The sequence below is a fragment of the Spirulina sp. CCNP1310 genome (assembly GCF_034932185.1).
GTDB lineage: Bacteria > Cyanobacteriota > Cyanobacteriia > Cyanobacteriales > Spirulinaceae > Spirulina.
In genome coordinates this window covers 22,375-35,384 of the sequence record NZ_JAYGHW010000072.1, presented here as the reverse complement: position 1 = coordinate 35,384, position 13,010 = coordinate 22,375, and the positions used below count along the sequence as shown (strand labels likewise).

The 13,010-nt window shown below is 54.3% G+C and carries 9 protein-coding genes; 6 read left to right on the top strand and 3 right to left on the bottom strand.

Annotated elements, in window-relative coordinates:
- Window positions 1–1,654 (bottom strand): serine/threonine-protein kinase (locus VB712_RS13205; protein WP_323255434.1); only part of this gene is annotated, 1,654 nt, incomplete at its 3' end.
- Between the two features lie 169 nt (window positions 1,655–1,823).
- Window positions 1,824–2,984 (bottom strand): ferrochelatase, encoded by a 1,161-nt coding sequence (gene hemH, locus VB712_RS13200; RefSeq protein WP_323255432.1) that lies wholly within the window; start codon window positions 2,982–2,984, stop codon window positions 1,824–1,826.
- Between the two features lie 121 nt (window positions 2,985–3,105).
- Here hemH and VB712_RS13195 point away from each other — a divergent pair, with 121 nt between their 5' ends.
- The gene (locus tag VB712_RS13195) at window positions 3,106–3,753 is read left to right on the top strand and encodes a class I SAM-dependent methyltransferase (RefSeq protein ID WP_323255430.1); all 648 of its coding nucleotides are present in this window, start codon (window positions 3,106–3,108) and stop codon (window positions 3,751–3,753) included.
- 101 nt (window positions 3,754–3,854) lie between these two features.
- Here the strand turns inward: VB712_RS13195 and VB712_RS13190 are convergent, their stop codons facing one another.
- A complete protein-coding gene (locus VB712_RS13190) occupies window positions 3,855–5,264 on the bottom strand; it encodes a CAP domain-containing protein (protein ID WP_323255428.1) in 1,410 nt (469 codons plus the stop codon).
- A 185-nt stretch (window positions 5,265–5,449) separates the two neighbouring features.
- On the opposite strand from VB712_RS13190, the gene VB712_RS13185 reads away from it, so the two are divergent.
- The 5 genes from VB712_RS13185 (at window position 5,450) to VB712_RS13165 (ending at window position 13,010) form a co-directional block, all read left to right on the top strand.
- A complete protein-coding gene (locus VB712_RS13185; RefSeq protein ID WP_323255426.1) occupies window positions 5,450–7,471 on the top strand; it encodes a hypothetical protein in 2,022 nt (673 codons plus the stop codon).
- An 18-nt stretch (window positions 7,472–7,489) separates the two neighbouring features.
- Entirely contained in the window at window positions 7,490–9,292 is a 1,803-nt protein-coding gene (locus VB712_RS13180) for a SulP family inorganic anion transporter (RefSeq protein WP_323255424.1), read from the top strand.
- A gap of 8 nt (window positions 9,293–9,300) precedes the next feature.
- Entirely contained in the window at window positions 9,301–10,641 is a 1,341-nt protein-coding gene (locus VB712_RS13175) for a cytosine deaminase (protein WP_323255422.1), read from the top strand.
- Window positions 10,642–10,854: 213 nt separating this feature from the next.
- Window positions 10,855–12,072: a pentapeptide repeat-containing protein gene (locus VB712_RS13170; RefSeq protein WP_323255420.1), complete on the top strand. Its 1,218-nt coding sequence runs from the start codon at window positions 10,855–10,857 to the stop codon at window positions 12,070–12,072.
- Between the two features lie 2 nt (window positions 12,073–12,074).
- A complete protein-coding gene (locus VB712_RS13165) occupies window positions 12,075–13,010 on the top strand; it encodes a glycosyltransferase family 2 protein (RefSeq protein WP_323255418.1) in 936 nt (311 codons plus the stop codon).

The window sequence follows — 13,010 nt, the reverse complement described above, 5'->3', positions numbered from 1 at the left end:
GAGGCGGAGCAACGGGGGGAGGGGTGGGGGTGGGGCGCGGTGCAGCCTGGAGCATCATTTCGAGGCGATAGCGATATTGCTCCCCAGAGAAGCCCGGTAGGGTATTAAGCGTAATCGTATGGCGGCCATCCTCCGATAATTCTCCTTGCCAAGTGCGGACGCGATCGCTCCCTGGCCCCAAGGGTTGATCGTTCGGACTCAACACCGTTAAAACCACCCCTGGACTTTCCACCGTTGCCCGCAGAATTTGCCCCGCCTGAGCATTAAAAGAATATTCCGCTGAATCATCCGCAAGCAACCGCCCCCGCTCCACTTCACTGCGCCCTAAACGGGGGGTGAGGGTTTTTTCTAAAACGGTAGGGGTAGGTGTGGGTGTAGGGGTCGGGGTTGGGGTGGGTGTTGAGGCCGGGGTTGGGGTGGGTGTTGAGGCCGGGGTTTCGCTCGGTAAAGCGCTGGGTGTGGGTGTGGGCGTGGCAAAGTCTTGATCTGGTGGCACTGGATCGGGGCCGCCTTGCAAAAACATGGTGATAATTCCCCAGGTTCCCAACCCCGCCCCCAAACTGATCACCAAGGTTAACCCCAGTAACACCAGAGGAGCCGGCATCCATGACCGGGAGGTGGGGGGTTCAATGCGGGGGCCAGGATTGCGTACTGTTGTTGTGGCGGGTTCCCTTGCTTCTGTGGGATCGGGAGATCTGCCCCCGACGACCATCGTCCCCATTTGGGAAAGGTCTTGATTGCGGGGGGGTTGGGGGTTTGGCGTTACTGGGGGTGGCGGGGCCGGCTGTACTTGATAGGGCATTTGGGTCGTGGGTAAACTCCCCAAGGTTTGTAGGGCTTGGAGGACAGCCTCAGCGGAGGGATAGCGTTGATTGGGGCGATCGCTCAACATCCGCTCCAACACCATTGCAAAGCCATCGCTCACCGTCACCCGATCCCGCCAATGCCAGGTAAAATTCATCTGATCAAACAACTGTTGCGGATCTTGCCCCGTCAACAGCACCAAGATCGTCACCGCCAAACTATAGAGGTCACTACTGGGATAAGCCTGGCCCGTTTGAATCTGCTCCCGGGGGGCATAGCCCACCTTCCCCACCGTCGTCATCGCCTGCAACTCCGGGGATTGAATCCGGGTAGCCAACTCCTTCACCACCCCAAAATCAATCAACACCGGCAACTGATCCGCCGCCCGCACAATAATATTGCTCGGGGAAACATCGCGGTGAATAATCCCCCGCTGATGGAGATACCCCAACACCGGCAACAACTGCTCCAACCAGCGGCGCACCTCCCCCTCCGTACAGCGTTGGCTATTCAGCCGCCGCACATCCAACATATCTTGCAGCGTCTGCCCCTCCACATAATCCTGCACCAAAAACAGCCGCGCCCCCTCCTCAAACGTCGCCTGAAACTGGGGAATCTGGGGGTGCTTAATTTGATAAAGCGTTGTGGCCTCCCGCTGAAACAGTTCCCGCGATTTCGTCATCACATACTCAGAATTTTGGGAAGGAACCAATTCCTTAATCGCGCACCGCTCATTAAACCGGCCCCGGTCTTCCGCCAAATAGGTACGGCCAAAGCCCCCTTGGCCAAGGGTTTGTACGATCAAATAACGCTGATTAAGGAGGGTTCCTGGAGTCAGAGGGGGTTGCATGGGAGCGGAAATGAAAGAGCCATTGCGATCTTAATGATCAGTGTGCCATATCTCTAGGGGAGGATCCCCCCTGCCCCCCTTAAAAAGGGGGGTTTTGCATTTAACCCCCTTTTTAAGGGGGTCGGCGTAGCCGGGGGGATCGTGGGCTGGCATTGCCCACCCTGCCGGGTTAGAGCAGCCCGACGAAATGCAAGAGGCCCTTGCCACTGATTAACTCCACCAGCAGGGCCAAAAAGCCCAACATGGCCAAGCGGCCATTCCAAATTTCCGCCGCCGTCGTCATGCCCCATTCCCACCGTTCGGGGGGATAGATCTTGGTTTTGCCCACCTGTACCACATCCGCAAAGGTTTTCGGGGGTTGGTCAAGGGCATCGGTGACGAGATCTGTGAGGGCTTGGATAAATTGGGGATGGGTATTGAGGGCAGGGACGCGGCGAAACTCATGAATGCCCGCCTCTTCTGCAATTTCTCGGTATTCAATATCGATCTCTTGGAGTGTTTCGATATGTTCAGAGACAAAGCTGATGGGTACAACCACAATTTGGCTAACACCGGATCGCCCCAATTCGGCTAAGGCATCTTCGGTATAGGGTTTTAACCATTCCACCGGCCCCACCCGACTTTGATAGGCGAGGGTGTGGGGGTTGGGGCGGCCAAGGGTAGCCATGATTTTTTCGGTGCAGTCTTCGATTTCTTTTTGATAGGGATCGCCCGCTTCCGCTACATAGCTCAATGGCACACCATGAGCACTGAAGAAAATATGCACCGGGTCAGGGTTGGCAAACTGATCGAGTTCAGCGGCGATCAGTTGGGCCATGGCGTTGAGATAGTTGGGGTGTTGATACCAAGAGGAGATGACGGTGTAGGTGAGGCTTTGGAGTTCTGGGTCATCTTGCCACAGTTGTTCCAATAACCGGAAGGAGGAGCCGGTGGTGCTGATCGAGAATTGGGGATAGAGGGGCAGGATGACGAGTTTTTCGATTTCGTCTCGCTTGATTTGGGCGATCGCCTCTTCTGTAAAGGGATGCCAATAGCGCATTCCGACATAAACCTTTGTATTGCGACCTTGGGCCTGGAGTTGGGCCGCGAGGGCCGCCCCTTGGGCTTCGGTAATTTGCCGCAGGGGGGAACCGCCGCCAATCTGGCGGTAGTTATCCTGAGAAACCTTAACCCGACGGCTGGAAATGAACCAAGCGAGGGGTTTTTGCAGCCAAGGCACAGGCAGCCGGATGATTTCTGGATCGGCAAAGAGGTTAAATAAGAAGGGGCGCACATCTTCTAGGCTGTCTGGCCCCCCAAGATTTAATAGCAGGACTCCTATACGATCCATTGTGATAATTACTTTCGTTTATTTTTAGATTCTTGATTAGTCTAACAAGATTCTCCCCTTCCCGATCCCCTGGCATTGCCAGCACTGGCAAATTTCATTAAACTTTACCCCTTGATCACCCATGGCAACAATTTTCAGGACTTGGAGCTACCGCTACCAGTGGATTTATAACACCGTTTCGGCGGTGGCGGCCTTGGCGGTGGGGGGTGAGGGGCGGTTGCGGCGGCTGCCCTTGGTGGGGTTAAAGATTGAGCCAGAAACGGCAGTGTTGGATCTCTGTTGTGGGGCGGCAGCGGTGACGCAAATTTTAGTCCAGCAATCCCAGCGGGTGACGGCCTTGGATGCTTCCCCCAAGGCGATCGCTCGCGCTCAGGCGATCGCCCCCCAAGCCACCTATGTCGAAGCCTTTGCTGAAGCCATGCCTTTCCCCGATCAGTCCTTTGATCTGGTGCATAGCGCCGCCGCCTTCCATGAAATGGAGCCGGAGCAACTGCGGCAAATTCTCCAAGAAGTGTTCCGGGTGTTAAAACCCGGCGGGGTGTTGGCCTTTGTCGATCTCCATGCCCCCACGAATCCCTTATTTTGGCCCGGATTGGCCACGTTTATGGGGCTGTTTGAGACAGAAACCGCTTGGCAGTTTATTCAAACCGATATGCTAGATCTGTTGGCAGAATTGGGTTTTGTGGGGGGCGATGGGCAGGCTAACGTCGATCGCACCCTCCACGCTGGCGGCAGTTTACAAGTGGTTCACGCCTACAAACCAGGTTAGGGCGAAACAGGGCGAAACAGGGCGAAACAGGGCGAAAAATGCTTCGCCCCTACAGACGAACTTGGGAAATACTGAGGGCGAACAAGGTTAATACTTCGCCCCTACGGACGGACTTGGGAAATACTGAGGGTGAAATCTCCCTCACTGTCCGGCGTATAGCTGTTGACCATCACCCGATAGGTTCCATCACAGGGGAGCGTGACGATGATACGGGCATTGACATTACTTTTTTCGCGATCATCATTACCGGCAATGGTCTGATCTAGGGGGTTGAATAAGAAGAGGTAAGCATCAAAATCTTCACTTTCCAAATCAATCACAAAGGTTTCCCCCGCCAAACCATCAAAGTCATAGAGAGCATAACGGCTCCCATCAACGCTTAATTCTGGACTATTGGCATCCAAACGCCCAGCTTCTGACCAGGTTTCAATAATGCGATCTGAATTCAGGGGTTCAGGATAACGGGATTCGGCTAAGACTAAATGCCAGTAGTCAGGAGAGGGAGAATTGGGGTTATGGGCGTAGCCTAGTCCCACATCGCTATATTCTGGCCGCAGCAGTAATTCACGGGTGGGGGTGTAAAGTTGCCAGGTTTGCCAAACTTGGATGGGGCGATTGGTTCCTTGGGAAATGGCTTGGCCGAGGTTGATGGCACTGTAATCGGTTCGCTGGGCAACCATGGTTTCCAGCATATCCGAGGGCATCCCCTGCCAACGACTTAACCCCTGGGCAGCGAGATCATCCACATAACTTTGGGAAATTTGCGTTAAATCAGGGTGCGATCGCAAGGGGGGCAAGCACACCTGCCGCCGTTCTCGATTCACTAACCACAACAAATCCCGCATTTGCTCCGCTGGATTAATTTCCTGGATTACTGCGGTTCTAGGGGAAGGTTCCGGCTCTGTGGCTAATGCCGGTTCAGGTTCTACTGCTAATTCTGGTTCAGGTTCCGGCTCAGATTCCGGAGCCACTGGCAAGGCGGTCCCAACAATTGCCGTCCAATAGTGGATATAGTCCGATTCTGGATTAATCCCATACCCTAAGCCGATCTCCCCCGCTTGGGGAGCCAGCAAATTGGCCTGATAGCCGGGACTACTGAGCCATTGCCGCATCACCCATTCCGGATTGACGCGGCCCGCAGCGATATTTTCCCCCACCGAACCCTGATAACCCAAAGCCACCACCCGGTCTAGGGTAGAACTACCCTCTGGATTGGTATGGGAGAAAAAATTTTGCCGGGCCATGGCATTGGCATGGTTTTGGGCCGCTAAGGTCAGGATCGGGTCAAGCTGGAGGGGAGCAAGGCCCGCCTGCGATCGCTCCTGATTAATCAACATCAACAACTGCGCCACATCAGGGGCAGGCTCAAGGGCTTCAGTAATGGCAACTGACTCGAAGAACGGCCGGGACAGCATTGGCCCCGGAAAACTCAACCCCAGAAGGCCCCCTCCAATGCCCACACCAAACAAGATTGTGCTGCAAACTTGACGGATTATGCGGGGATAGAACATAGCAAAAAACCAGGGGATTTTTGGTAAAGTCAGGGAAAAATGGCAGTGGCTCAATTAGCATAAGGGAAAGTAAGAGATCCGGGCAGTCCTACCAAAAGTGTTTAACGTCTCAGTCGTTTTGATCTGACTCACCCTGATCCTGCGAAATACTGAATCAGCGTTGCTTTCACTCAACAAGAGGAAAAATGGCCGAATGTCCCGTGTGTCAGGCTCAATACGTGAATGGAAAGGTTGATCGCTGCCATGTTTGTGGCTGGCAACTTAACAATACAGGCATTTCCCGCCTAGGGCCATTTCGTTTAGAACACCAAGTTTCCAAAACGGCATTAATGGCCTTGGAAGCTTGGGCAAGACATATGTGGGCAACGGTTCAGCAGCAAAAAAACCGCATCGCGCAACTCCAATCGGCTCAACCCGTCTCTCACCCTGAAATGCTCTCTGGCCAAAAGCCAGAATCCCTGAAACCAGCGCAACCCCATTTTACGGAAGAATCGGCCGATTTAATCGAGTGGATTGTCGGTTGTTTTACCCAAGCGGATCAGGAGCGATCGCAACTGCTGTTTCAACTGTCTCAATTGCGGGTGGAGTTACAGCGGTTGGCGGCCCGCGTCGAGGGTACAGCCCCGGCCCAAATTGCCCCCCAATCCCCGGCCCTGGCTTTAGAGCAAGGCTCCCTCAACCCTGAGCAACAGGCCCAACTGACGGCGATTCAGGAAGCCCAAGGCTCCCTTGCTGCCGCCGTTCGTCAACTCCAAGAACGGCCTCCTGCGCCTGAGCTAGCTTTGCCCACCCCTGAGGAAATGACGGCTCAGGTGCAACCCTACATAGAAGGCCGTTTGGCGACGATTCAAACGGAGATTTACGATCAGACGATGGGGGCGATCGCCACCATCCAAAGGGATCACCTGAGCATGATGGGTCAGATCTCGGCTCTGGATAAGCAACACCAAATGTCTAGTCAGCAATGGCGGGAATGGCACGATCGCCAAACGGCAACGCAAACCCAGTTAAGCGGTCAATTGGCCCAACTGCAAACCCATCAGGGCAACTTTGCTCATCAACTGACTCGTTTAGAGCAAGATCAGGGGCAATGGGCCGCCCCGATTGCAGAATTGCAGATGCTCCACAACCATCACAGTCAGCAGTTAACGGATTTGGCCCACCATGTCCGGCAATATCAGACCCAACTCAACCATCAGCTTGCCAGTCTTACGGCTCAACAACAGGACAGCATTGCCCAACTCAACCATCAGGTTGCCAGCCTCACGGCTCAACAACAGGACAGCATTGCCCAACTCAACCATCAGGTTGCCCAATGTGCCGATCGCCTTCAGGCCTTGCAAACTGAGCAGGGGGAGCAACAGGCCCACCTTGAGCAGCGGATGACGGAGCGGGAGCAGCGGGTTGATCAGCAGGTGGCGACCCTTCATGATAACCATGGCCAACGGCTAGAGCGATTGGAGGGGGCGATCTCCCACCAAACCCAAACCCTGTACAACCAAAACAGCCAAATTCAACAACAGCAAACCCAACTGGAGCAAGTTTTCACGGCTCAATCGGCAGCAACCGCTACATTAGCGGATCTGCAAACCCAGATCACTCACCAAGCTGCCGCCCACCAAGGCCACCAAACCCTCCTGGCTACGTTGCAATTGCAGGGGGAAGCTATCCTCACCCAGCAGGATCAACAGCAGCAACAATTGGCCGCCCTCCACCAGCGGATCGCGGTGGTGCAGGAATCCTTACAAGGGGAGCAGGCTGAGAAAATCGCCCCCCTGTATCGGGAATTGGAGGCACTGCGCACCCAGTTAGAAGAGATCCAAACCCGCGAAGCCTTACAACAGGCTCATCAAGGTCAAGTGGATCAGCAATTGGCAAGCCTTCAGGGTCAATGGCAAACCCATGAAACGGCGATCGCCGCCACCCAAGCGCAACTGACGCAGGAACAAGCCGCTTTAATGGCTCAACTGCAAACCCATGAAACGGCGATGGGTACGCTATCGCAGCTTGCCGCAACCCAAGCCCAAACCATCCAAGAACAGGCCGATTTACTGGCCCAACTCCATCAACTCACGGGCCAGATGAATCAGGTAGAATCAGGGCTGGCAGGGGTACAACAAGCCTTACAAAATATTCCCCGCGTGATTACCCCCTCCAACCGCTCCACCGCTGCCGTCTATACCCGCTATCAACAGTCCTCAAATTAAATCATTCATTCAAATTAAATGCTTTCTGATTCCCCTTCTGGCCCAACGTTTTCCGAGGCGATCGCCAATGAACTCCAACCCCAGCACCTCCTGGCCAGCGCCTTAGCGGGGCTGGTGACGGGGGTGATTGGCATTATTCGGGGGATTTCCTATGCAGCCCTGATTTTTTCTGGGAGTTTGGCGGCCTATCTCAATGTGGGGGTGGGGATTGCGATTTTTAGCACGGCGGCCATTAGTATTTGTGTGGCGTTGTTTAGCTCACTGCCGGGGATGATTGCCACACCGTTAGCGGCTCCAACGGCGGTGTTGGCGGGGTTGGCGGCGGCGATCGCCACCCAAATGGTGGATCAAGACCCCGAAACGATGGTCTTGACGGTGATTGCGGCAATTACCTTGGGTTCCCTCGCCACAGGCTTGTTTCTGCTCCTCTTGGGGCGATTTCGTTTGGGCAATGCCGTCAGTTTTATTCCCTATCCCGTTGTGGGGGGGTTTATGGCGGGGACGGGGTTATTGCTAATCCGGGGAGGGATTCAGGTGATGGGGGATCTGCCGGTGGATTGGGGGACGTTGCCCGCTTTGATTGCGCCGGGGGCGATCGCCCATTGGGGCAGTGGCTTAATTTTGGGCTTGATCTTTTGGGGATTAACCAAACGGTATCAGCATTATTTAATTCTGCCAGGGAGTTTAGCGGGGGCGATCGCCCTTTTCTACAGCATCCTCGCCCTCACCCATACCCCCATTGCCATCGCCCGCGCTCAGGGTTGGCTGTTGGGGCCATTTCCCGCAGGGGGGTTATGGCATCCCCTTAATTGGCAAGAATGGCATCGGGTGGATTGGGGGATTGTGATTGGGCAAGGGGAGGCGATCGCCACATTAATGCTGATCAGCCTCCTGTCCCTCGTCCTCACCAACAACGGCATTGAATTGGCCGTGGAAAAAGACATCGACCTCAACCAAGAACTGCAAGCGGTGGGGTTAGCCAATTTAGCCGCCGGTTGTGGCTGTGGCATGGCGGGGAATCAAGCCCTCCCCAGTACGCTCCTAGTGCATAAAATGCAAGCCAATCACCGCCTCGCGGGGGTGTTTAAAACCCTGCCCTGCTTAACGGTGCTGGTGTTGGGGTCAGGATTTTTAGCCTATTTTCCCAAGCCGATTTTAGGCAGTTTATTAATGTATTTGGGCATTGATCTGCTGCTGCAATGGCTCTACAAATCCCGGCAAAAATTACCCCTGACGGATTATCTGACCATTGTGCTGATCATGGTGGTGATTAATGCCGTGGGTTTTTTAGAAGGGGTGCTCGTGGGATTAGGGATGGCGGTGGTGCTATTTGTGGTCAATTACAGCCGTATCCATGCCACCCGTGAGCAATTTTCCGGCCACCATCGCCGCAGTAATACCCCTCACACCGAGGCAGAGCAGGCGATTTTACAAGCACGGGGCGAGGAGATTCATATTTTAGAACTCCATGGGTTTATCTTTTTTGGTCGGGCCAATCATTTACTCGAAGCGGTGGGCGATCGCCTCACCCAAAATCCTCAACCCCGGTTTTTACTCCTCGATTTCCATTTGGTGACAGGTTTAGATTCTTCAGCGGTGCTGAATTTTGTTAAAATTCGCAAGCTCACCGCCCAACAGCAAATCACGCTTATTTTTACCGGCGTGAGTGAGCCGATCCAAACCCGTCTCATTCAGGGAGAAGCCCTTGAGGAATCCTGCCATCAATTCGACACCCTCAATCAGGGACTCGCTTGGTGTGAAGCGCAGTTACTCCAAGATTGCCCCACCGCTGGAGCACTGCCTCTTCCTATTCCTTCTTAACTATCACTATGAATCCTGCTATTTTGGCCCACAACCATTATTGGCTACGTCGCGCCCATTGCCCCCTGACGCTTTTGCCCTCAGGATTCACGGGGAATCATCAAGGATTAGCTGCTGTTGATTTAGAGATTGCCGAGGGTCGCATTGCCCGCATTCAACCCACCGGATCACCATTGCCTGAGACTGTGCCACAACTGGATTTGGATGGGCGAATGGTGTTGCCCTGTTTTGTGGATAGCCATACCCATTTGGATAAGGGGCATATTTGGGAGCGATCGCCCAATCCTGATGGCACCTTTGCCGAAGCCTTAACCGCCACCCGTAAAGATGCCGCCCAATATTGGCAGCGGGAGGATGTCTATCGGCGCATGGAATTTGGCCTGCGCTGTAGTGAGAGCCACGGTACGAAGGCGATCCGCACCCATATTGATTGCATCCATGGCCAAGGTCAGATCAGTTTACCCGTGGCGGCCCAATTGCGGGAGGAATGGCGCGATCGCCTGACGCTCCAGATCGTTTCCCTTGTGCCTTTAGACGAATTTCTCACCCCCCAAGGCGTGGCGATCGCCGACCAAATTGCCGAGTTAGGGGCGGTGTTAGGGGGGGTGGCCTATATGAATCCTGACCTAGAAACCCAGTTAGATGCCGTCTTTACCCTTGCCCAAGAGCGGGGCATTGAGCAGTTAGATTTTCATGTGGATGAATCGGGGGATCCGGAGGCGATCGCCCTGCGAGCAGTGGCAGAGGCGGCATTACGCCATAATTTTACCGGCTCAATTCTCTGTGGCCATTGTTGCAGTTTGGCGGTACAAGCTCCCGTCGAAGTGGCTAAAACCTTAGCTTTGGTCAAGCAAGCCGGGATTGCGATCGTCAGCTTACCAATGTGCAATTTGTTTTTACAGGATCGCCGCACCAATCACACTACCCCCCGCTGGCGAGGTGTCACCTTAGCCCATGAAATTCGTAACCACGGTATTCCCCTCGCCTTTGCCAGTGATAACTGTCGCGATCCCTTCTATGGCTTTGGGGATCACGATATGTTAGAGGTGTTTCGCGAATCCGTGCGTATCGCCCATCTGGATTATCCCTGGGGGGATTGGGTGGCAACGGTGACGGATGTTCCCGCCCAGATGTTGGGCTTGGGGGGCAATGGCCTCGAATTTGGACAGATGGCGGATTTCGTGATTTTTTCCGGGCGTTGTTATAGTGAGCTATTGGCGCGATCGCAGCATGATCGCTGGGTTATTCGCAACGGTAAATGGTGCGATCGCCCTTTGCCGGATTATCGGGAATTGGATGATTTGGTGGAAGTGGGGAGTGGGGAGTGGGAAGTGGGAAGTGGGAAGTGAGAAGTGAGAAGTGAGAAGTGAGAAGTGAGGAGTGAGGAGTGAGGAGTGAGGAGTGAGGAGTGAGGAGTGAGTAGTGAGGAGTGAGGAGTGAGGAGTGAGGAGTGAGGAGTGAGGAGTGAGCGGAAATGCTAAACCTTCTCTATCCTCTCTTCTCCTCCACTTGGCCTGCTTGGTTAAAATACAATGCAGATTGCCCCTGTTGTTCATGCTTCTATGTCCACGTCCCCCCTTCCTGAACCCGCTGATGCTTTCCCCACACCCCCAGATTCAGAATTAACCCCCGCCCATTCCTTCACCATTCCCCAACCCCAAACCCAAGTAACCGTCAACTTTGAAGCCTTGAGCGGCTTTGTGATGGTGGTGGCCCTCAGTTTAATGACCATTGGTTGGCTGCTGGATTTTGGCCCTTTGCTATTTTCGGGGGCCTTGGTGGCGCTCTTGGTGGCGTTGCGGATCACATTACCGGCCTTGGGACGGTGGTTTGAGCGGTTTTTAACCGCCGATGAGCGGCAAATTCTGTTAGGGGTGTTGGGGAGTGTGGGGGCGATCGCCGGTTTGGGGCAAATTCTCGGTGTCTATGAACGGATTAATCAATGGTTGATTAATGCCAAATGGGATGAATTTGGCTCCTGGGCGGAATGGTTCGGGGCTGTGGGGCAGATCATGATTGCGATCGTTGCCGTTTATGTGGCCTGGCAGCAATATGTGATCTCCAAAGACCTCACCATTCGCCAAAACACGATCACCCAACAGCAAACCATTGACGCTTATTTTCAAGGTATTTCTGATCTGGCCCTCAGTGATGAGGGGTTATTGGAAGATTGGCCCCAAGAACGGGCCTTTGCGGAAGGCCGTACAGCGGCGATTCTCAGTAGTGTTGATGCCTCTGGCCGGGCAAAAATTCTCCGGTTTTTGTCCCAATCCCGATTAGTCACGCCGTTAAAACGCGATGGTTTACTGGGGCGGGCGATCCTAGATGGGGAGGGGGGCTATGCTGAAGACCGGGAGCAGGGGTTAAGGGTGATTGATCTGGGGGTGATGTTGGCGCGGGCGGATATGTCCGAGACGGATCTGCGCTGGACGGATCTCAGTGATGCCTACATGATTGGTGCGGATTTGAGTCATTGTGATTTAGTACGGGCCAATTTGGCGCGGACGGTGTTGTTTGAGGCCAATCTACGGGGGGCAGATCTGAAGGGGGTGCGGTTTTTTTATGGCCCGGTGGAAACCGCTACCCCTCGCAGTTTAACGGCGGCTCCGGATTATGAAACCGGGGCCCACACGGGCGCGGTGATTGAAAAGGCGGATTTCACCCAGGTGCAGCGGATGAGTGAGGAGCAACGCTATTATTGCTGTGCTTGGGGGGGGGAAAAGACCCGTGGTACGATTCCGGGGGGATGCGCGGGGATCCCTAATCAGTTAGGGCGTTAACCATGCAATATTCTTTTGTGATTCCGGTTCATAACGAGGAGCAAAATTTACCTGAGTTGGTGCGGCGGTTGGCGGCGGTGGGAGATCGCCTCGATGCCCCTGTTGAGTTTATCTTGATTGACGATGGCAGCCGCGATCGCACCCTCTCCCTGTTGCGGGAAATTCACCAAAAAGATCCCCGCTTTTGTTACCTCAGTTTTGCCCGCAATTTTGGCCATCAATTGGCGGTGACGGCGGGGTTAAACCATGCACGGGGGGAGGTGATCACGGTGATGGATGGGGATTTACAGGATCCGCCGGAGTTGGTGTTAGAGATGATCGAGCAATGGCAGGCGGGGTATCAGGTGGTCTATGCCCAGCGGACGAAACGCCACCAAGAGCATTGGCTGAAGCGATTCTATGCCTATCTGTTCTATCGGATTTTGCAACGGTTGGCCAATGTGGATATTCCCACGGATACCGGAGATTTTTGCCTGATGGATCGCCGGGTGCTGGATGTGCTCAATGCGATGCCGGAGCGGAATCGTTATCTGCGGGGGCTGCGGGCTTGGATTGGGTTTAAACAAACGGCGGTGCAGTTTGAGCGTCATTCTCGGTTTGCGGGCGATCGCCAATACACGTTTAGAAAATCCCTCTCTTTGGCCCTCAATGGTCTCTTTTCTTTTTCCCGTGTCCCCCTGCGTTTAGCCACCTATACGGGCATTGTGGCGGCGTTTTTATCGTTACTGATGGCGGCGTTGGTGTTTTACTGGCGGGTTTTTGAGGTGGGGAATCCCCTCGCGGGTTATGCGACGATTCTGATCGCGGTGTTTTTCTTTGGGGCGGTGCAGTTGGTGCGTATTGGCATTTTGGGGGAATACATTGGCCGCATTTATGAGGAGGTAAAGGGCCGGCCGCTCTATGTGTTGGCGGAGGTGGGGGGGTTAACGCCGAAGTAG